Annotated in this window: 8 protein-coding genes; 1 reads left to right on the top strand and 7 read right to left on the bottom strand. The window is 49.9% G+C overall.

Annotated features, from left to right (window positions below; genetic code table 11):
* Window positions 1-351: 351 nt before the first annotated feature.
* A complete protein-coding gene (locus AC1MEO_RS17575) occupies window positions 352-1,095 on the top strand; it encodes a C40 family peptidase (protein ID WP_480332894.1) in 744 nt (247 codons plus the stop codon).
* A 1,756-nt stretch (window positions 1,096-2,851) separates the two neighbouring features.
* Here the strand turns inward: AC1MEO_RS17575 and AC1MEO_RS17570 are convergent.
* From AC1MEO_RS17570 to AC1MEO_RS17540, 7 genes are all read right to left on the bottom strand, one after another.
* Window positions 2,852-4,015 (bottom strand): S1C family serine protease, encoded by a 1,164-nt coding sequence (locus tag AC1MEO_RS17570; RefSeq protein WP_480332892.1) that lies wholly within the window; start codon window positions 4,013-4,015, stop codon window positions 2,852-2,854.
* A gap of 85 nt (window positions 4,016-4,100) precedes the next feature.
* Window positions 4,101-5,126, bottom strand: a complete 1,026-nt coding sequence (locus AC1MEO_RS17565) for a hypothetical protein (protein ID WP_480332890.1) — start codon at window positions 5,124-5,126, stop codon at window positions 4,101-4,103.
* Between the two features lie 57 nt (window positions 5,127-5,183).
* Entirely contained in the window at window positions 5,184-6,266 is a 1,083-nt protein-coding gene (locus tag AC1MEO_RS17560) for a hypothetical protein (protein WP_480332888.1), read from the bottom strand.
* 71 nt (window positions 6,267-6,337) lie between these two features.
* Window positions 6,338-9,985 (bottom strand): S8 family serine peptidase, encoded by a 3,648-nt coding sequence (locus tag AC1MEO_RS17555; RefSeq protein ID WP_480332886.1) that lies wholly within the window; start codon window positions 9,983-9,985, stop codon window positions 6,338-6,340.
* A 1,516-nt stretch (window positions 9,986-11,501) separates the two neighbouring features.
* Window positions 11,502-15,764, bottom strand: coding sequence for a S8 family serine peptidase (locus AC1MEO_RS17550; RefSeq protein ID WP_480332884.1), 4,263 nt, complete (start codon window positions 15,762-15,764; stop codon window positions 11,502-11,504).
* A 1,788-nt stretch (window positions 15,765-17,552) separates the two neighbouring features.
* A complete protein-coding gene (locus AC1MEO_RS17545; RefSeq protein ID WP_480332882.1) occupies window positions 17,553-21,104 on the bottom strand; it encodes a DUF6359 domain-containing protein in 3,552 nt (1,183 codons plus the stop codon).
* 195 nt (window positions 21,105-21,299) lie between these two features.
* A complete protein-coding gene (locus AC1MEO_RS17540; protein WP_480332880.1) occupies window positions 21,300-23,471 on the bottom strand; it encodes a 5'-nucleotidase C-terminal domain-containing protein in 2,172 nt (723 codons plus the stop codon).
* Window positions 23,472-23,566: the final 95 nt, after the last annotated feature.

The raw sequence follows: 23,566 nt of genomic DNA, 5'->3' as shown, positions 1-23,566 counted from the left end.
AGTCTACCATTAATTTGTCATTTCCATCTTTTGTACAGCTAAAATAAAGCTGGCAGGATTTTTAAATTTGTATTTATTAGGAGATTAACTAGAACAAACAAACTATTTTGGATGAAAAAAACCTACTTTTCACAGAAATAAACCTTTTTCTCATATTTTATCGGCCGCTAAAAGCCTTGTTACCAAAGGGTTTTGGAGCTCGTTTTTTCTTTGTTATACAACTGTAATATAACTGCAATTGAATTGACGTTGTTTTTAATCTGTTCTCTCTATATAGTAAATGGCAGAGCAAAATATTATTAATTCATATACTTGGATAATAAAAAAACTTACTTGGAGGAACCAACAACAATGAAAAAACTAGTCTTTACTTTACTTGCAGCCGGATCATTGCTATTTGCTAACTCAACCACGGACGTACAAGCAGCACAACCTACTCAAAACAACGTATCTTCATCATATGAAACTTCCGAATCTACTGTGGAGCAAGTTGCCGCAAGCAAAGCAACTGCGAAATCAGGTACCTTCAAAATGAAATACAACACAAATGTCCGCGCAGATGCCGGCACAAAATACAAAGTTGTGACAATGGCTAAAAAAGGTTCAATCGCAACAGCAACCCACCAAAAGAAAGTCGGCAAATCGACTTGGTACAAAGTGAAAGTCAACGGCAAATCAGGATGGGTATTAAGCACATTGCTTTCTACTGCAACTGTTAAGAAAGCTTCTGTTAAAACTGCATCATCTTCATCAGTCGTTTCAGCAGCATTAGCACTTAAAGGCATCCCGTACAAATTTGGCGGCACGACTCCTTCTGGATTCGACTGCAGCGGATTTGTTCAATACGCTTTCAAAAAAGCAGGCAAAAATGTTTCACGCACAACTGCTTCACAATTCGCTGAAACATACACGGTCAGCAGCCCACAGCCAGGCGACTTGGTCTTCTTCGCCAACACGTACAAGCCTGGAATCTCACACGTTGGGATTTACATCGGCAACAATCAGTTCGTCCATTCTGGCGGAGCGAAAGCTGAAGTCAAGAGCATGAACGATCCATACTGGGGCAAGAAATTCCACAGCTTCAAGCGCTTCTAATCAAATAGGTATTTCCAAAGGGTGACCCGAAGTCCTGCTAATAGCAGCCCTTCGCTGGTCCCCTTTTTTATTTGGAGAATTTTGAGGTAACTTTTAGTGGGGGAAAGAATTCGCTCCAGGTGGACGCTTTCGGGCCCGCAGGATGCGGGTCATGCAGCTGGCCCGACAGGACGTCGCGGTGCCAGCTGCCGGGGGTGAAGCCAGCGAAGCGGGTCAGGACAGGAGCGGTGCAGTGGTTTCAGGGAAAAGAATTCGCTCCAGGTGGACGCTTTCCAGGGGGCTTGCGCCGAACTAACTCGGGCTTGGCGCCCGAGTGGATTTCGGCACTTCGCTGATCCCCAAGGAGTCGCCACCTTCCGCTCATTCTTTAGGTTTCTTCTTATTTATATAGAGTGTGTGGGAGTGAAAGCGTCGCTGTTGTATGGAAGCGAGAAGATAATAAGAAAGCGAGTGGTACTTAGTGCTTTTCGCAGGCGAAAAGCGGGCATCTTGGAGGAGCGAAGCGGATCGCTCTTTGGTTTTGGGTTTGTGGGTGCGAGTGAGCGAGAGGGGGATTGCTTTTACACGAACGTTTCGTGGTTCTAGCTTGATGAAATGGGTTTCTACATGAACTCTTCGAACGGCTACTTGAACGTTCCAGATCTATAGCTGAACCTCTCGCTCCTTTACATGAACCTCTTCCACTTCTACCCCAATCCCAGCTGTTTCACCAAAATTCAAGCCCCGAATGGAAGCTGTTCGCGCGGCGAACAGCCAAGAATAGGGAGCGGCACTTTCTGATCAGGCCTCCCGCACACACAAGCTGTGATTTTTTTCTCTGGAATTCGTGTAAGGAGTCGAAACTTTCATGTAGAAAAGCGCAGCAGTGAGGTAGCCTCGTCAACTTCTATGGTAGAAACCTCGACGGGTCTTGTAGAACCCCGAAAAGATGATTCTTCAATCCTCCTCTCCAAGCGAAGGCGCGTGCACCACCGCTGCCGAGCGTCTCCAGAACCACCCGCTCCCTTCTCCCCACACAAAAAAAGTTTTTTGCTGCATATCCCCCAACGCCCAGCGGCAGGCGCGTCCCCGGAGTGGGTGGAGCAAGAAGACGAGCAGCGCACTCCAGCTGCCTGGCTTCTTGTGGGAACCCACTCCACAGCGCCAAAGCGACTTATAGAATCAGACAAAAACTATTCCCGCATCTTACCCAGCGAAGGCGCGTGCACCACCGCTGCCGAGCGTTTCCAGAACCACTCACTCCCTTCTCCCCACACAAAAAAAATTTCGCAGCGTATCCCCCAACACCCAGCGGCAGGCGCCCCCCAGGAGTGGGTGGAGCCAAGAAGACTGGCAGCGTTCTCCAGCTGCCTGGCTTCTTGTGGGAACCCACTCCAAAGCGCCGAAGCGAACTATAGAACCACACAAAAACTATTCCCGCATCTCACCCAGCGAAGGCGCGTGCACCACCGCTGCCGAGCGTCTCCAGAACCACACGCTCCCTTTCCCCCACACAAAAAAAGTTTTTTGCTGCATATCCCCCAACACCCAGCGGCAGGCGCGTCCCGGAGTGGGTGGAGCAAGAAGACGGGTAGCGTTCTCCAGCTGCCTGGCTTCTTGTGGGAACCCACTCCACAGCGCCGAAGCGAACTATAGAACCCCGTAAAAACTACTGCTTCATCTCTTTATTCCCAGTGAACCCACTCCAAAGCGCCAGAGCGAACTATAGAACCCACTAAAACACATAAAAAAGCAGGCTCACATGGGAGCCTGCTCTTTATTCATTCACAATATCCTCGATCTGGTAATCGCCGTACTCATCAATAACCACCGTATAGACGCCTTCGTGGGACACCGTTGACGCTTCTCCACCCGCGCTTTCACGGTAGATAAAATCGGCTTCAGCCTCGACGATTGCGCTGTCTTCATTGATGTCGATGCTCATGATGGTCGGCTGGACCGTGTCATAGACGCGGCCAGGTGCTGCGAACTCTTCAACCAGCTCCGTTGCTTCCTGCTCCGCTTCGCTGCCTGGCAGGATATAGGACAGGTAGTAGGCGGATTCGGCGTCGTTCAGCGAATAAGGGATTAATTCGTAATAGGCTTCGATAAAGTCTTCCAGCAGGTCATCGGCAAAATAGGCGTCTTTGACATCCTGCAGCACGACTTCTTCCTCTTCGGTGACGATTGGGTTTTCGATCCATTCGGCCAGCTGGTCCCAGACGGTGTAGATGGGGATGGTGTAGCCGGAGCCTGGTTTTTCCTCTAGGATGATCGAGTTGATGCCGATGATCCTCCCGGTGTCGGCCGCGATGAGCGGTCCGCCGCTGGAGCCCTGGGCGATTTCTGCGTTCATTTCGTAAAGGCCTGTGTATTCATATTGGTCCATAAAGTCGAGGCCAGTTGAGGTGATTTCACCGGTTGTCGCCGTATTGCTTTGGTCGCCCGGGCTGCCGATGGCGACGACGGGTGTGCCGATAGCGACAGGCTCCATTTCAATGTCCAGCGGCTCTTTGCCAGCCAGCTCGTCGACGCGGACGATGGCCAGGTCCTGGGTTTCGGACATGCCGATGATGTTGCCGTTGAATTCCTGGCCGTCGCTGTTTTTGACGGTGATGTAGGACGCGTCCAAAACGACATGGGCATTGGTCAGGATGTCGCCTTGCGTGTTGATCAGAAAGCCTGAACCTTGCTCGAGGTCGGTGTACAGCGTGTAGACATGGGTTTTGGCGTTGGCGATCATGGAGGACAGTTCGGTTTCGGCCGCCCCCTCACTTGTCCCAACCGCTGTGGTCGGCTGTGCCGGTTGCGTTTCGGGTATCGGCTCTTCTGAACCCAGCAGCCAATAGGCGCCAAAGCCGATCACCAACAGCAATAGGATCGACAGTGCGGCTATGATTTTATTGGTATTTTTTATTTTCGATGATGATTTTCGGTTCATTGCAATCAACTCACTTTTCGGGTCTGGTTTCCATTATAGACGGAGAACTCGGCCAATAGTTTCACCCGTTGCCGGCTGGCTCCTGTTAATCTTTCACCAGGTCATCGATCAATTGCTCAGTCGAAGCGTAGTTTTTGCGTTCCCTTAAAAAGAAACGAACCGGGTTTCCTTCACGTTCAGGGTCGACCATGACCAGATCGACGGCGATCAGTTTGGGCTCGATGCTGTCAAAGAAATTAAAGATGGCGTCCAGGTCTTCTTCAAGATGAGGATTCTGCTGGCTAAGCTCCCCGGCTTCAAAGGTGACGCTGGCCAACAGGTTGATGCAATCGCCTTGGTCATTGACTTGTTGGCAGCTGATCCACTGGTCAACCCATTTGTCGTAAAAACGGAAGCGTTCTGTTTCGGCTTGCGTAGCGGCATCCTGCCATTTGGCTTGCATCCGTTCGCCTGCCAGCCTGAGGTCACCCCCGACAACATGCGCTTCCAATTCTTCGACGCTATGAACCTCGCCCATTTCACGCAGATCCAATGTAATCATATGCACTCCCTGTTTATTGCCGATATTTATTTTTTGGATATCCACGCCGTGTTCCCGCTGCAAATCCAACAGGTTTTTCATCTCCTGGATTTCTTCCCTTTCAATGGTGGTGTAGTTGCTGCTGGTCGTCAGTTCTATCCAGTGGACCGCTTCACCCGTTCTCATATCCTTCACGATATGCTGGACCAGCTCTCCGTCCGAAGGTGCACTAAATCCGATCGCTTCAACTTCTGGCATCAGCTGTTCCATTTGTTGCTCGAGCCTGTCCTGCTTCCGCACTGCCTCATAATCGTCGCGATAGATGGTGGAATAATTCTCCACATCAACGGTGACGGTGAACACCACGTCCTCCTGTTCGGCAAAAGCCATTTGATAGCTATGTCCATCTACAAAATTCGCATTGGTTTCGTCGACGATTTTGGCGTCCATTCCGTATTTTTCTTCGATAAATTCTCTCGCTTTTCGGTCTTCAATCTGTGAATTGATCAAATGATTGACGAGCAGCCAAGTAATGGCGACGGTAATGAGCACAATAAATACAGCCATAGTCCACAGGAAGATCTTTTTCATCAGCTTTACCCCTTTTTCTACTATTATATACATCGGCTGCCGGTGATCTGGCCCGTTTTATTCAAACATATCTGGGTGGTTTTCCAGCAGCGCATCAAACCATTGCTCAGTGGAGGCATAGTTTTCGCGTTCTTTTGACTGGAGGGTCATCTCATAATCAGCTTTTTCCGGATCGGCCAGCATGATTTCAACTACCGCCGGTTGCGGTTGGATGCTGTCAAAAAAGTCGAAAATCGCTGTCAAATCCGCTTCCAGGTGCGGGTTCTGCCGGCTCATTTCTCCTGCATTAAAGGTGATGCTCGCCCCCAGCTTGATGCAATCGCCAGTTTCATTGGCCTCATAGCAGTCAATCCATTGCTCGCTGCCTTTTTTATGAAAGCGGAAGCTCCCTGTTTCCGCTCCAGCGGCTGCCTCTTGCAAGTTGGCTTGCATCGTTTCAGCTGCCCGGTTGCGATCGCTGAGATTTCTGCGGGTGACGTAAGCATCCACTTCTTCGGCACTGTGGATCCTTTTCATTTGGAGCAAGTTCAGGTTCACACCATACGGTTCCCCTCTATTAGAAAGTCTGATCGTCTGGACATCCATGTTGTTTTCCCTCACGAGTTCCAGCAGCTTGGTGATGTCTTGTATGGCGGGCATTTCGACGGTCTTGTAACTGTCCTCGGTCTCCAACACCAGTTCACGGACCGTTTCGCCCGTTTTCACATCTTTTATGTTTTTCAATTTGTGCTTGATCGTTTTCCCGCTTGAAGGCTTGGTAAAACCAAGCTCCTCGATTTGCGGCATCAACTTTTCCACTTGCTGCTGGGCTTCGTAAGTCGCCAGCATCGACAGATAGTTGTCACGGTAAACGGTAGCATAGTTCTCTATATCGACTGTGACAATGAACACAACATCTTCCTGTTCTTCAAAAGCCATTTGGTAGCTATGCCCGTCCACAAAGTTGGCTTTAGTTTCACCGACGATGATGGCTTCCATGCCGTATTTTTCTCCGATATAGTCTGTCGCTTTCTGGTCTTCAGCTTGAGAAGCGTTGGAGTGATTGATGAACAGGGCAACCAGAACTCCGATAATTGTCAGAACACCCAGCGCCAGTGCCAGCACACATGCAGCTATGATCATCGGGAGATTTTTTTTCATCCGATTACCCCCCTTTTCTCCTATTATAACCAGAGGCGAAGAAAAAAGCCGAGAGATTTTCTCTCGGCTCCTTATTGTTTCGTGATGGTGAAGTTTTCTTCTGTGATATGGCCTGCGGCGTCGACGACTTTCAAGGTGAATTCATTGTCGCCTGGATTGGCGACAGGCACCGTGATGGTGATGTCTTCATCGAAATCATTTTCCCCGTATGGCTCGGTCATGTCTTGGCTGTATACTTCACTGTCGGTCAAGTAGACTTTGATGGCGTCCATATTGTCTGTGACATTGAACGTCACTTCGGCACTGTCCGCTTCCACGGTCTCGGGCACGTCCAGCAGTCCGAGCACTGCCGGCTGGGTGTCGACCAGCACCTGGCTGCGCACTTCGAGCTCGTTGCCCGGCTCGTCGATGGCTTTGGCGAAGATGTCGTGGCGGCCATCAGCCAATGTCAGCGTATGCTGGAAGTAGATGCCGTCAAAGCGGTCCGCTTTTTCGCCGTTGACCGTTACAGAGACGATGCGTGATTTGTCTTCCACACTGCCGAATACACCCACCCGCTTGGTGCCGAGTACTTCAAACAGCCCCGGTGCAATGATGGAGACTGCCGGTTTTTCCGTGTCGGCTACTGCACCGGTCAACGGAACTTCAGTTTTATTGCCGGCGGTGTCATGGAATACCGCTTTCAGCACATCGCCCGCTTTGATGTCGACCGGCACGACGTAGCTGGTGGTGCTCGGTGCCAGCGACTCGTCTTCAAAGGTTTCCAGATTTTCGGTCAGTTCCACACCATTCAGGAACACTTCCCAACGGTCCGGCCCGCCGCCTCCCGCGTTATCCGCAAAGTTCGCGACTGTCACCGTTTTGGTTTGCGCATCCAGTGCGGCGCTGGCCGTTGGTGACACAGTATCGACCAGAATTGGAATGGTCAGTGACTGCCATTCGGCATCCGGATAATCAATGACGGCGCGCATCTGAAGCTGGTACTGGCCGTCTTCAACCATTTTGCCGAGCACTTCCCCGTTCCATTCGTTGAGCGGGTTGTAATAATAAGAAAACGTACTGGAGAAATTCTTCACCAGATTTTTTGCGGTCTGCAGGGTCCGCAGTTTATTGCCAGCTGCATCCAGCACATTGACTTCCAGCCCTTTGGCGTTCCGCAGCAGCGAAAACACCGGAACGACCGATTCCCGTGTGCCATCGCCGTTCGGTGAAAAGGCGAAACGTTCAGGAGCAAAGCCCTGCTGGTGGCTGCCCCCTTTGATGATTATCCCGAAGTCATCGGCCAGGAAAGTCGAAGCGAAAACCGTGCCCGGATCCCAAGCCACATCATCAAAAATCGGTGCATCATCCCATTCGCCGTTAAAGCCGAAATAGGGAACGGCGAGCGGCGTGTTGCCGGACACTTCTTGATTGCTATCGGTCAGTGTAATAAACCCGTCAAGAAAGTAGCCGTTGGTGAACGCCGCAAATTCCGGGCGTCCCTGCAAAGCCGTGGCATCAATCGTCACCTGGATTTCTGCCGTTCCGTTTGCCGGCACCGTCACCGTGTCGGGTGCGGTGATGTTGACGAGGTCTGTCACGACATTGGCTCCGGCCCGGTTCGGATCCGTGATGTCGATCTGCCGCTCCGGATGCTTGGTAACATAATCGGTTTGGGCATTGACCGCCACTGTGTATGTTGCGGCTTGATCTGAGAAGTTCTCAGCCTGCAGCGTCATGGTCATCTGGTTGTTGTCGATTTCCTTCAAAGCCACTTTGGCATCGCCGCTGGCCTGATCGGTCAGCATGACATCCGTCGACAGCGCATCATGCAATTTCATCAGCCCAGCCCCTTGCCGGCGCGGAGAAACATACTGGCCCGCCACCAACTCGACTGGATTGGCGGTGTTCATCAGCAGGTTTTTTGCGAATTCCACGCGGTCACGGCCGTTGAGCCCCAACTCTTCAATGCGCTGGAACATCAAGGCTGTTCCACCCGCAACATGCGGTGCCGCCATCGATGTTCCGCTCATCAGGCCGTATTCATTGTCATTTAATGTCGAGAAGATATTGCCGCCAGGAGCCGTGATTTCAGGCTTGAAGTCCAGGTTCGGCGTTGGCCCCCAGGAAGTGAAATCGCTCATCTTGCCGGCATTCGGGTTCGGCGTCTCCAGCTTTTGTCCGTCAAAGACGACCGTCACGGCTTTGCCGGCATCCAGCGCCGCTTTCATTGCCAGTCCATCCGCCTGTAATGTCGACATGAACGGAATGGTGATAGACGGATCGGATTCCATATTGATCGGCCCTGTGGTGTTGTTGTAGATGATGACGCCAGCCGCACCCGCACTCTGTGCCGCAAACGCTTTTTCCGTGAACGGAATCGTGCCGCGCGCAATCAAGGCGAATTTGCCGGTAACGTCTTTTCCTACAAAATCCGCCGGCTGCCCGAGCCCAACTTCCACTACTCCATAGGAATCGGCAGGCAAGTTCTCCGGTTCTACTTCATTCGCCAACAGGTACAGCGCACGCCCCGCCTGCGCGCCGTCTATCTGATAGAGGAAACTGTCGGTCGTGATGATGGTGTTTTCAAAAGACGCTACGCCCAGTGAATCAACCGCCAGACCCGGCGAGCCGATCAGCCCGTAATCCTGGTTTTCTGCAAACGGCGCCAGGAAGCCGGAACCGCGCAGGTCTGAGTTGCCCGCTGAAATGGCCACTAAAATGCCGTTGTTCGTCGCGCGTTCCACCGCCTGCTGCTCCGGGCTCGAGGTGTCCACAAAGCCGGCCGTTGCCCCAAGCGACATATTGATGACGTCCGCACCCAATTTGATAGAGTCGTCAATTGCCTTGATATAGATATCCCCGAAAGTCGACGCATAATTGGCATCGTTGCCGAAGACCTTCAGCGCCAACAATTGCGTTTCCGGAGCGACGCCTTTGATGCCGCCGTTTTCTTCATTGCCATTGGCGCCGACCGTTCCCGCAACATGCATGCCGTGCATCGAAGCACTCGGCGCGATATCACGGATTTCCGTATTGGCATCCATGTAGTTATAGCCGAACGGCACTTTCGGTGTGAAAAACTTCCCTTCTTCAATTTCACTGTTTGAAACGAACGCCTCGACTTCCGCCTGCGTCAGCGCAGCCGTCGTATTATTCGTCAGCACCATATCCTGATGAGTCGGGTCGATGCCCGTATCGATGACGCCGACAATCATGCCTTCGCCTTTAAAGCCGTAATCGGTCCAGGCCTGCTGCGCCTGGACGAGCTCTTTGGAGTATTTCATGGTTGGCTCGATATCCGGCCGTTTGTATTCGGTCGCTTCGTAGACCGCCTTGACGGTCGGCAGCTCAGCGATTTTCGCTACTTGCCCCGCCTCGACTTCTGCCGAGAAGCCATTAAAGACGGTCGTGAAGGTTTGCAGGTAAGCGATTTCCGGCGCCACACCGGTGATCGCGGTTTGCACCGTTTCCTGCTTCGCTATCGCTGCCGTTTCAATCTTCTCTTTCTGGCTGTCTGGCAACTCTTTATAAAGAACGCCTTTTGCTGTCGCCGCTTCGATGGTCGGCTCTTCCAACAGTTCGATAATGACCCGCACTTTTTCTTTCGGCGATTCGGGCTTGAGCAGCGTCTGCGCCAGCTTGAACTCCGGATCAGCCGCAGCCTGTGCGTTGTTGAATACACCCAGGCTGCTCACTGCCAATAATAGTATTGCCAGGATTGCTAATAGTTTCTTCATGCTTTTTCCCCCTATTTCTAAAATCCTTATTTTAATTATCAAATTATTAAGTCAACTTCATTTTTCCAGTTAAGCGATCAAAAGTCTATGGTTCCAAAGCTATCTTATTTGTTAGTTTTCTTCGAATTATTTAGGTATTTCGGATTTTGAGGGCTCTTCTTTTTTCCTTTTTTTAGGGTTGGTGGATAATGGTTTTTTATAGATTGTGCTTGTTCTATAAGTCGCTCGGCAGCGGTGGTGCACGCGCCTTCGCTTGGAGAGTGAAGCTGTTAGTGAAGGTTCTCTAAGTAGCTTCGGCGCTTTGGAGTGGGTTCCCACAAGAAGCCAGGCAGCTGGAGTGCGCTGCCAGTCTTCTTGCTCCACCCACTCCGGGGACGCGCCTGCCGCTGGGGGTTGGGGGATATGCGGCGAACTTTTTTTGTGTGAGGAATATAGTAAGCTTGTGGTTTTGGAGACGCTCGGCAGCGGTGGTGCACGCGCCTTCGCTGGGTGAGGAGAAAAGGATTGGAGAGTCATCTTTTCGGGGGTTCTACAAGACCCGTCGAGGTTTCTACCTCACCACTCGGCTGCTCTACATGAAAGTTTCGACTCCTTACACGAATTCCATGAGAAAAATCACAGCTTGTGTGTGAGCGAGGCCTGATCAGAAAGTGCCGCTCCCTATCCTTGGCTGTTCGCCGCGCGAACAGCTTCCATTCCCGGGCTTGAACTTATGGTGAAACAGGTGGGATTCAGGTAGAAGTGGAAGAGGTTCAGGTAAAGGAGCGAGAGGTTCAGCTATAGATCTGGAGCGTTCACGTAGCCGCTCGAAGAGTTCAGGTAGAGCCACGAAACGTTCAGGTAAGAGCATTCCACCTCTCGCTCACTCGCTCCCACAAACCAAAACCAACAGCGATCCGCTTCGCTCCTCCAATTTCCGGCTGTTCGCCGCGCGAACAGCTTCCATTCGGGGGCTTGAATTATCGTGAAACAGCTGGGATTCAGGTAGAAGTGGAAGAGGTTCAGGTAAAGGAGCGAGAGGTTCAGCTATAGATCTGGAGCGTTCACGTAGCCGCTCGAAGAGTTCAGGTAGAGCCACGAAACGTTCAGGTAAGAGCATTCCACCTCTCGCTCACTCGCTCCCACAAACCAAAACCAACAGCGATCCGCTTCGCTCCTCCAAGATGCCCGCTTTTCGCCTGCGAAAAGCATTAAGTGCCACTCGCCTCCATCTAGCAGCGGCATTTTCACTCTTACCCTCTATTAATAAGAAGAAACCTAGCAGAATGAGCGGAAGGTGGCGACTCCTTGGGGATCAGCGAAGTGCCGAAATCCACTCGGGCGCCAAGCCCGAGTTAGTTCGGGGCAAGCCCCCTGGAAAGCGTCCACCTGGAGCGAATTCTTCACCCCTCCCTCCCCCGCTGGGCCCCCTGCAGCGATTTCTCCACCCCACACTATTTTTCCATACCAGTTTTTAATTCAAAAAAAAGCAAGCAATCAACGTTCTGATTGCTTGCTTGTTTGTTTGGCTAGTTGGTTAGTCCAGCAGCTCCATCTTTTCGAGAGCGCGGTATAGGACCGCCGCTGTTTCTGCTCGGTTGATTTTTGCCTGTGGGTCGAAGACGTTGCCGTCGCGGCCAGTGATTAGGCCGAGTCCATAGGCTTGTGACACGGATTTATTTGCGTATTTCGAGATTTTGGCTTTGTCTTCAAATTTGTGAGTGGTATCCAGGCCTTCTAGTAATGAGGCTTCCTGGTATTCGACTGCACGCATGATCATGACCGCTGTGTCCTGACGGGAGATGGGCGCTTTCGGATCGAAACGGCTGTTCGGCAATCCGAGAACGATGCCAGCACGGGCAGCTGCTTCAATTTCTTTTGCAGCCCATGTTTTGCTTGGGCCCGCATCTTTGAATGTGCCTTGGTAATCTTTCAAAGGCAATTCGAGTGTGCGGACCAGCAAGGCTGCGAATTCAGCGCGTGTCAAATCGGCTGTTGGAGCATACAAGGCATCAGTTTTTCCTTTGATGATGCCTTGTGAAGCCAATGCTTCGATTTGAGTTTTTGCCCAATGTTTCTGGATGTCGGTAAATGTTACGTTTGATGCTTTGGTGATGGTGAATGTTTTTTTCGTGATATGGCCTGCTGCATCCACAACTGACACTGTGTATTTATTTGCGCCGATTCGTTTGACCGGCACTTTGGTTTTGATGTTTTGGTTAAAGCTTGCTTTGCCGTATGGCTCGGACTTGTCTTTTCTAAAGACTTCGCTGCCGTTTACGGAAGCATAGATTTCGTCCATATTGTCTTTGACATTGAATGTCACTTCGACTTCAGTCGTGTTGGCGCCTACCGTTTTCGGTACATTCACTACTGTAATGACCGCCGGCTTGGTATCGACCAGGATCTGGCGGCGAAGCTGCATTTCATTGCCGAACTCATCTACCGCTTTGACGGTCACGTGCTGAGAGCCGTCTTTCAATGTTAGCGTATGCTCAAAGCTTTCTCCGTCAAATTCATCCGCTTCGACACCGTTCACCGTCAAGGAAACGACGTTGGAATCGTCTTCTACATTGCCGTAAACTTCGATTTCTTTTTCACCATAAACTTCCAGTGTTTCCGGTGATGCGATGTAGATGACCGGTGGGGTTGTTTCATTTTTTGATGAAGCGGCAAGGTTTACTTCTGTCGTGTTGCCAGCGATATCATAGAAGACCGCGATCACTTCGTCACCGGTTTTCACGGGTGTCTCCACTTTATAGGCAGTGGTTGTTGGTGCAAGGGATTCGTCTTCTTCGTCAGTCTTTTCGTCTTCTGTCACTTCTTCGCCGTTGACGAATACTTCCCAACGGTCTGCGCCAACGCCTGATGCGTTATCCGCAAATTTCGTAACGTTGACTGTTTTCGTTGCAGCGTCATAGCTGGCTGCGGCTTTTGGAGCCACCGTATCAATGATGACCGGGAAATTGATCGACTGCCATTGTGCATTCGGGTAATCAATGACTGCGCGAAGCTGGATCTGGTAGCTTCCGTCTTTCGCCGGTTTGCCATCAATCAACCCATCCCAGCCGTTAAGCGGGTTGAAAGTGATCGGATCAGTTGACGTGTAATGCTTTGTCAGATCTGAAGCTGTACGGATCGTGCGCAGTTTTTTGCCTGCAATATCCAGCACATTGACTTCAAATGCCTTGGCGTTTCTCATCAATGTATAGACCGGCACGGCCATGTCCTGCAAGTCGTCGCCATTTGGTGAAAAGGCAAAGCGTTCAGGAATGAATTTACCGGCATGCGTGCCGCCAGTGATTTCGATTTCATCATCATCCGTCAGTTTTGTCTCTCCATAATAAGTGTCTGCATCCCAGGCAAAATCGTCGAAGATGCTGGCATCGTCCCATCCGCCGTTAAAGCCGAAATAAGGAACGACTACTTGCGTGTTGCCTGTCACGTCTTCATTCGCGTCGGTCAATGTAACAAAACCGTCAACGAAAAAGCCGTTTGTGAAGGCTGCGTATTCCGGCATGCCTTTAAGCGCCGATACGTCGACTGTGACCTTGATTTCTTTTATTCCATTTGCTGGAACGGTGATGGTTTCAGGTGCAGTGACTGCCACCTTGTCCGTTACAACCGATGCTCCTGTAATATTTGGTGCTGTAATATCAGGTCCTGCCACTTCTGTTGCAATGTCCGTTTGGACGTTTACATCCACTTCGTAGCTTGCTTCTTTTTCTGAGAAGTTTTGGGCTTCTAATGTGAAGGTGAATTTGCCTTTTGCAATTTCCTTCACGGCGACTTTTGCATCGCCTGTTGCTTTATTCGTCAACATCAGGTCTGTGGAAAGGGCGTCATGCAATTGCATCAAGCCTGCACCTTGACGGCGTGGCGAGACGTATTCGCCTTTCGCGAATTCAACAGGATCTGCTGTGTTCATCATCAGGTTTTTCGCGAATTGAACGCGCTCGCGGCCTTTGAGGCCAAGCTCTTCAATGCGCTGGAACATCAAGGCCGTTCCGCCTGAGACGTGCGGAGCCGCCATGGACGTTCCGCTCATCAAGCCGTACCCGTTTTCGTTCAAAGTCGAGAAGATGTTGCCGCCTGGAGCCGTGATTTCCGGTTTGAAATCAAGGTTCGGTGTCGGCCCCCAAGAAGTAAAGTCACTCATTTGGCCTTTGCTCGGGTTTTGGATCTCCAGGAATTCGCCGTCAAAAGAAACCGACACTTTTTTGCCTGCATCCAGCTGTGCTTTCATTGCCAGGCCGTCCTCTTGCAAAGCCGACAGATAAGGAATTTCGATAAATGGATCTGATGCCATGCTGATGGTGCCTGTTGTGTTGTTGTAGATGATGACGCCAATTGCGCCAGCTTCTTGTGCAGCCAGTCCTTTTGCAACAAAGTCGATTTCGCCGCGTGATACCAATGCAAATTTGCCAGCCATTTTTTTGTCTTTAAAATCTGCTGGTTTCCCAAGGCCTACATCAACTACTTCGTAGCTTGCATTCGGCAAATCTTGCGGATCTGCATCACTGGCCAGCATGTATATGCCACTCCCAGTTTGGGTTCCATCCACCTGGTAATTAAAACTTTTCGCTGTAATGATATCATTTTCAAATGATGCTACGCCAAATGAATCGATGGCGGTGCTTGGCGAGCCTGTCAGTCCGTAATCCTGATTTTCAGCATATGGATAATAATAATCCGAACCGAACAAATCAGAGTTTCCTGCCGAGATGGATACCAGGATGCCGTTATTTGTCGCTCGTTCCACTGCTTTTTGTTCCGGATTTGAAGAATCCACAAACCCTGCAGTCGATCCCAGGGACATATTGATGACATCTGCACCCAATTTGATCGAATCATCGATTGCCTTGATGTAGATGTCGCCATAAGTTGACGGATAAAGTGGGTCATTGCCAAATACTTTCAGCGCCAGCAATTGCGCTTCCGGTGCAACCCCTTTGATGCCGCCATTTTTTTCATTGCCATTGGCTCCTACTGTTCCGGCCACGTGCATGCCATGCATGGAAGCTTCCGGCCCAAGATCCAAAATTTCGTTGTTGCCGTCCATGTAGTTATAGCCGAATGGCACTTTTGCAGTGAAGAATTTGCCATTTTCGATGGATTTATCAGCCACTAACGCTGCTACATCCGATTTTGTGATGTCGCCCGTCGTGTTGTTTGTCAAGACCATGTCTTTATGGCTCGGGTCAATTCCGGTATCGATGACGCCGACAACCATGCCCTCACCTTTGAACTTATAATCTTTCCATGCATCTTGCGCCTGGACCAATTCTTTTGAATATTTCATTTCCGGCTGAGCTTCAGGACGCTGATACTCAGTCGATTCGTAGACCGCTTTGACGCCGCTCAAGTTGGCGATGTCTTCAACTTGCCCCGCTTCGACTTGTGCGGAGAATCCGTTGAATACGGTGGTGAAATTTTCAAGGTATGTAATATCGGGGACAATGGTATCGATGGAGACTTGCACGGATTCCTGCCCCGTAACAACTGCCGCTTCCAATGTCTCTTTTTGGTTTTCCGGAAGATTTTTATAAAGAATGCCTTTTTTCGTAGCATTTTCAATCGCCGGTGCTCCTTCAAGCTCGATGATCACCCGCACCTGTTTTTTCGGGTCTTCCGGGTCTACGAGAGTTTTAGAAAGGTTTACTTCCCCTTTTTCCAACTTTAGGCTTGGCACGGCTGATGAGTTCACGGCCGCCGAGACTCCGGTCAAGCCGAAGGCAGCTGAACTGAATGTCATCATGAATACCATCGCCACCAATAAAAATGGTTTTAACTTCGTCAATTTGTTTCCCCCTATGTTCTGATTCGCAATTCCAATGAATGTTTATAATTGCACAACGATTTAAATTTACCATATTTTTTCAATCTTGCAAATAATAATTGGATTAAATTTCATGTGGTTGGATGGGTTTTAGTGAAGAAGATTTTTGATGAGGGAAAGAAATCGCTCCAGGTGGACGCTTTCGGGCCCGCAGGACGCGGGTCATGCAGCTGGCGCGACAGGACGTCGCGGTGCCAGCTGCCGGGGGTGATGCCAGCGAAGCGGGTCAAGGGGGAAGAAATCGCTGCAAACGGACGCTTTCCGCGGGCACGGCCTCTGCCTCTTCCCTCGCTTTGCTCAGTCCAGTGGCTCCGGCTCGCGCTGTTCCCGCAGGAGTCGCCGTTTTCCGCTCTTTCTTCTAGGTTTCTTCTTATTTATAAAGGGTGTGTGGGAGTGAAAGCGTCGCTGTTGTATGGAAGCGAGAAGATAATAAGAAAGCGAGTGGCACTTAGTGCTTTTCGCAGGCGAAAAGCGGGCATCCTGGAGGAGCGAAGCGGATCGCTGTTGGTTTTGGGTTGTGCGAGCGAGTGAGCGAGAGGTGGATTGCTCTTACATGAACGTTTCGTGGCTCTAGCTTGATGTTTTGGGTTTCTACCTGAACTCGTGGAGCGGCTACATGAACGTTCCAGATCTATAGCAGAACCTTTTGCTCCTTTACATGAACCTTTTCCACTTCTACCGCAATGCCACCAGGTTCACCAAAGTTCAAGCCCATGAATGGAAGCTGTTCGCGCGGCGAACAGCCGGAAATTGTAGGAGCGAAGCGGATCGCTCTTTGGTTTTGGGTTGTGGGAGCGAGTGAGCGAGAGGGGGATTGCTCTTACCTGAACGTTTCGTGGCTCTAGCTGAACTCTTCGAGCGGCTACATGAACGCTCCAGAGCTATAGCTGAACCTCTCGCTCCTTTACATGAATCTCTTCCACTTCTACCTGAATCCCAGCTGTTTCACCATAATTCAAGCCCGGGAATGGAAGCTGTTCGCGCGGCGAACAAGCCAAGGATAGGGAGCGGCGCTTTCTGATCAGGCCTCACTCACAGACAAGCTGTGATTTTTCTCATGGAATTCGTGTAAGGAGTCGAGACTTTCATGTAGAAAAGCGCAGCGGTGAGGTAGCCTCATCACCTTCTATGGTAGAAACATGAAACGGTGAGGTAGAAACCGCGACGAGTCTTGTAGAACGCACGAAAAGAGGATTCTCCAATCCTTTTCTCCTCACCCAGCGAAGGCGCGTGCACGTGCGCTGCCGAGCGTTTCCAGAACCACTCGCTCCCATTCCCCCCACACACAAAAAAGGTTTGCTGCGTACCCCAACACTCCCAGCGGCAGGTGCGTCCCCGGAGTGGGTGGAGCGAGAAGCCAGGCAGCGCACTCCAGCTGCCTGGCTTCTTGTGGGAACCCACTCCAAAGCGCCGAAGCTACTTAGAGAACCTTCACTAACAGCTTCACTCTCCAAGCGAAGGCGCGTGCACCACCGCTGCCGAGCGATTCCAGAACCACTCGCTCACTATATCCTCCACACAAAAAAAGTTCGCAGCGTATCCCAACACCCCCAGCGGCAGGCGCGTCCCCGGAGTGGGTGGAGCAAGAAGACGGGCAGCGCACTCCAGCTGCCTGGCTTCTTGTGGGAACCCACTCCACAGCGCCGAAGCGACTTCTAGAACCACACAAAACATACAAAACACAAAAAACACAAAAAACATAAAAAAAGCCCGATCAGAAAACCTGATCGGGCTTTTAGAAAATATGGTTTATTTCGCTACGAATGGACGGAACAGCGAGAAGATTTTGGCTGTTTCTTCGCGTGTTGTGTATTTGGCTGGCATGTACTTGCCGTTGTAGCCTTCCACAACTTCCAAATCGTAAAGCATCGTGATGGCTCTTTTCGTTTCATTGTTGAATTTGCCGTAATCGCTGAATGGTGCGTAATTGTCGACTTTGTACTCATCGTTTTTCAACTCGTATACACGATTCAGCATCAATGCGAACTGGGCACGGGTAATGAATTCTCTCGGCTTGAATGTTGTTGCCGTGAATCCATTAATGATGCCGGACTGGTAGGCTGCATTGATTTCATTGCGGTAAATTTCTGGAATGTCCGAGATGTCCTTAAATGGCGATTTCTCAGTTCCTTTGATTTCAAGTTTCATGATGCGAGCTAGGATGGTTACGGCCTGCATACGCGTCAAGTTGTCTTTTGGTGCATAGATGGTGTCAGACTTCCCTTTGATCAACTCTCTATTAAATAAATCGTTAATGTATGGGTACGACCAAGCTTTTTTACTGACATCCGTGAATGGGAAATCTTTTTCTGGAACTTCTGGAACTTCTTCTTTTTCAAATGCGATCTGTGCCAGCAACGGATCGTGATCCGATGCGCGGCCATGCTGTTCCATGAACATCGAATTGATGTGGACCATGTCCAAGTCGGTGCGGTCTGCTAAATTGTTCGTCACCAACAAGTGATCCAGAACCTGTGAATTGCCCTGGTAATAATAAGAGTAGCGGTCTTCAAGCGGCACATCTTCGACTTTATTCGTTAGAATATCGCCTTTTAATGCATCCAGTGCCGGTGTGAATTCGAAATCGTTCATGTCGCCTGCAACGATGACGTTCAGATCCGGATCCTGTTTAAGGCCTTCTTCAATAAAGCCATTGATGGCTGTTGCCAGTTCGATGCGTTCTTCTACAGAGCCAAGGAATGGTGGCTGCTTCTGGCCAAATAGTGGCTGGTCTCCGCCTTTTGAGTTCAAGTGGGCGCCGATGACGACAACTTGCTCACCTTGGAATTCAAATTGTGCAGCGATTGGTTTACGTGTGTTCGGCATAGCGATTGGCTGGACACGTCCCGGGTTCAAGGCAAGTTCGCCGTCGACCCATGAGTTGTCTTCCGTTGCTGAGCCTTTTATTCCTTCGGACAGGGTTACGCGTTCAGGGTTGTACAGATAGCCGACGCGGATGTTTCCGCCTGGCTCTCCGCCGTCCTTGTTGTATTCAGGTGCGATGTCGGTCCACGCATACGTTGGGCCGCCCGCTGTTTTGATGCCTTCGATCAAACGTTTGTAGCTTGCAGATGCGTCGCTGTTGTTTGATGCGATTGGGCCGTCGTTGTCCTGCACTTCAACCATAACGATGACGTCCGGCGAATTCAGGTCCTTAACGAATGATTCTGCAATGCGCTGTGCTTTAGCGTCTGACGTATGGCTTGGGTCTGCAGAAAAGTTCTCTACATTATAAGCGGCTACAGTCAGTTCGTCTTCTTCTTTAGCGATCCAAGTTTGTTCCGGCTTGGTTCCGCCGTCTACAAGCTCCGTAAGATCGCTTTCTTCAGCCCAGATTTTGTAGTTTCCGAAGCCGAAGCCAAGGACGCCTACAGGAGTTCCGGCAAATGAATCACCGGACTTAGCGATGTAGTTTTCATTGTCAATATCGAAAGCGATGCGCTCCGGGTTGTAATCGTCTTCTGCAAGCAACACGCCGCCTTGTTTATGGAAGTCGTTGTTGGTCGCGTTTTTGGAAACGACGATCACTTCGCCGTAGCTTTGCGGTCCGACGATTTGTGCGTCAGCGACACCGACACGCATAAGCTCGAGCGATTCCCAGAAATCAATTCCGTCTTCTTCCGGATCAAATGACGTCAATCCATCATTGTCGATAACCTTGGTGGGCGGGAATACATCTTTTCCGATGACAATCGGTTCAGGAAGTGGAGCCGTCCCTGTTTTCACTGCGTCCGTTGCACGGATGCGCGTAATCGGCAGGTCGTTGTCTTTTGCATCAGAATAGCCTTCCTGGAAATGTTCTTCTACGGTGCCGGCAACAGTGACAAGGTCACCGACTTGCAAGCCGTTTGATGCTTTGTTGACGATCAATGCTTCTGAAGTCGTCACGTCATCATCCGGATTTGTATCCTGAATGACAAAGTTTGCCGTGTTGTAAAGATGCGTCACGACACCAACGATTTCATTGACGGCTACGCCCTGGTAATCCGAGTAATGGCCATCGCCTTGGATGTCACGGATTTTCAGGTCTGCTGTTTTCAAGACCGTGTAATCGAATGTGAATACCTCTGACGTTTCGTCAGTGATTGCAATGGCTTTGATCGCTGCATCTTCTGTCAAGACGATGGGTGCAGTGTATTCAGTGCTTTGGGCAGTTGGTGCTGAGCCGTCAAGCGTGTAATAAATTGTGGCGTTTTCCCATCCTGATGCCAATGTGATTTTCGTGTCTTCTGAAACGACACCTGGGAAAATATCAGCGTAGACCGCTGGTTTATTGACTAAATCAAAGCTTTCAAAGCCAAGTGTCTTCACTTGGTAAGAACTATTGAATTTCGAAGCGATTCCAGTGACATGGATCACATCGCCTTCTTTGTATTGTTTCGTAAATTGCTCAAGCGTCAGTCCGTTGCGGTTATCGTTGCGGATGGTGACCGCTTCGCCATTTTCAGCAAGGGCCGAAAACTCGAACGTACCGTAATCGTTTACGGATTTGAGGTCTGTGATGGTGACGTTCTCCAGCTTGATCTGCTCGCTTTGCGTAGCTTCATTGACACCAGCTGGCGTAATGGTCTGCACGGCCGGCAGTTCGTTGCCGGAAGAAAGAACTTCCACCGCACTCGGCTGCAGCTGCAGTTCGCCGCCGTATTCAGAAACAGTTCCTGTCAACCGGACAATGTCTCCCGGTGCAACGGCTGCATTCGACGTGTAGACGTAAAGTCCAGCCAAATCGTCCTGGACGTAAAACGCATTGCCGCCCCAGAAACCTGTTCCGGTTGTGACAGTCGCCTCCACCTGGATCAGTTTGCCAGGCATGGTGCGGGCTTCTGCCAATGAATCTACGACAGTTGCTTCAGGAGGTGCAGGTGGTGCTTCGCCTTCAGAAATGATGGTGAAGGCTGATGCTCCGCGAAGGCCGGGCACTGTGAAGTAAGCGCCTAAAGTTCCTGTGATGGTGACTTCCGCTTTAAAATTGGCCGGATTGTCGACCAGGTTCAAGCCTGTACGTGTAGCTCCTGTCGGCAATTGCACCGGAAGGATTTTTGTTGGATCCGTTTCATCCGGAGAATCGGCAAGCCCTAAATTTGAAGCGAGTGTAAAAGGTGCTTCTTGGTCATAATTGGTACCGCTCGTAGCAGTACCTACGATAAAGCCTTTTACAGTGGCTGTGCCTGAATTTGTTGCTATCGCGTCAGCGACTGTGATCGGTTCTGCGGCGTTTGCTGTAACCGCCATATAGGGCAGCATGGCTGATAAAGCCAAAACAAGGCTAAGAAGAATTTTACTGAATGCGTGTTTGGACAAGTTCTTCACTCCTGATTCTTATTTGTTGATACGATTTTATTATACCCGAAATTTGGAAGCGCTTTATATATTTTTTGTAAATTTTCTATCAATTTCCTTTTATTTGTTAAAATAATGTATTTTTTTACTGATATACAAATGAAAGAAAAAACCCCTTACCAGACACCTCCGTCTGGTAAAGGGTTCAAAAGGTGCTTACTTCGTTGAATGCGGTGCAACCAATGAAATCATTTTCGCTGTTTCTTCACGTGATGTGAACTTAGATGGATTGAATTTGCCGTTAAAGCCTTCGACAATTCCAAGCTCATCCAACATCGTGATGGCTTCTTTTGTTTCAGCCGTGTGCTTGCCATAATCCGTATATGAAGCATACTCGTCAACTGGGTAGTCGCCGTTTACTTTTTCATAGACGCGGTTCAGCATCAAAGCGAAATGCGCACGGGAGATTTTTTCTCTCGGGTTGAATTTCGTTGCCGTTTTGCCTGTTACATAGCCTTCAGCAAATACAGCATTGATTTCAGCCTGACGCTCTTTCGGCAGATCCGAGATGTCCGTGAATGGTGATGCTGGCGCTTTTGCTGGATCCAGTTTCATCATGCGCGAGATGATGGTTGCTGCTTCCCAGCGCGTCAATTCACGTTTTGGTGAGAAAGTTGTTTCAGCCGTACCGTTTATCAGACCTCTATGGAAAGCATCTTTGACGTATGGATATGACCAGCGTTCCATCGCTACATCTTTAAATGGAACAGTTGGGTTGATGCGGTTTTCAAGTTTTGGTTCAACAGTTTTCAAACCAGCAATATAGTCGATGAACATTTCATAGTCGATGTTTCCTGGCTCGCTGACGCGGCCGTCTTTATAGGCTACATCGAATGATGTGAAACCATCGCCGCCTTTAGCTGTGAACGTGTTGGTCGCTACTTTGTAGAATTTGTTGTCATCAAGCGGTGTGCGGACATCACCGTTTACAACATTAACAGTCGTTACGCGTGATCCTGCAGCTTTTGCCTGGTCGAATGAAAATTCGAGTCCTGCCACATGGAGGAATCCACCATTTTCAGCTGGGAATAAACGGACACTGTGCTCAAGCGCTGTTTTCAATTCTGAACCTTTTAAGTTCATAATCGCCAAAGCATTGCCGAATGGCATTGTTGTCAATACTTCTCCGACTGTGATATCGCCTACATCGATGGATGCGCGGATACCGCCGCCGTTTTGGACCGCGATAACTGTATCCGGATCAATTTTCTTCGCTGTAGCGAGCATGCCGTCTGTGATCAAGTTGCCGAGATTGGTTTCAGAAGCACGGACACCGCCTTCGTTGCGTCCCCCGTTAAGGAAGACTTCAGCTGTGGCACCTGTTGACTCATTTTTCACTTCTTCAACTTCTGCTGCAAATGGTGCAAGAAGTTCAGCTGCTTCTGCGTCTGGCGTGATTCCTGCAGCAGCGACGTCATGCAATTTGCCGGTCTGCGTTGTAACCACACCTTCTGCATTAAACGTTACATCCAATTGGCCAAGGAATTTATTGTATTCATTCGCTTGAACAATTACGGTAGGATCTGTGTTTCCTTCAAAGACAACCGGCTCATCAAGTTTTTTATGTGTGTGGCCGCCGACGATGACATCGATGCCTTCAACCGCTTCGGCCAGCAATTGGTCGTTATCGAATTCAGCCGAATCGTCAAAGCCGATATGCGTCAAAGCGATGATTTTATTGACGCCTTCTGCTTCAAATGCATCAACCGCTTCTTGAGCTGCTTCGATGTAATTGGAGAACGTGATGTCTCCAGGGCTTGAAATGGAAGCTGTTTCTTCCGTAGTCAAACCGAAAACCCCGACTTGTTCACCATCAATTTCCTTGATGATGCCGTTGTAGATTTCACCGTTTCCGGCTTCAGCTGTATATACTTTATTTTGATATCCAGACATAATGTCATCGCCTGAAAAGTCTACGTTTGCGGCAACGAATGGAAAATCAGCCCCTCCAACAAATTCGCCGAGCGCTTTATGTCCTTCTTCGCCTGAACCCAAATCAAATTCATGGTTGCCGAATGTCATGGCATCGTATTTCATCAAATTCATGAACGGTAAATCCGCTTGCCCTTCAAAGGTGTTGAAGTATAATGTTCCAGAAAAAACGTCCCCTGCATCCAGCAATAGATTATTCGGTTTTTCTTCACGAATCTGGTTCACCAATGTGACACGGTTCGCCACTTTGTCCAAGTTCGCGTGCGTATCGTTCGTGTGCATGATCGTCAGTTCGAAATCCCCTACCGCCGCTTGTGCTGTTCCAGGTGACTGAACCCCAACTACACTTGCCGTCAACGCCACTGCAATTGCTGATTTAAACATTTTCCCCTTCATTTGACACCATCCTTTAATTTTTTTGAAGCGTCGCGCCCTGGCTATACATGAATATTATGGCCTAAGCCAAATTGAATGTAATGACCAGGGGAAAA

It is taken from the genome of Planococcus sp. BI3, from assembly GCF_056680115.1.
The sequence above is the reverse complement of the archived record's forward strand: the minus strand, read 5'-3'. Positions and strand labels throughout refer to the sequence as shown.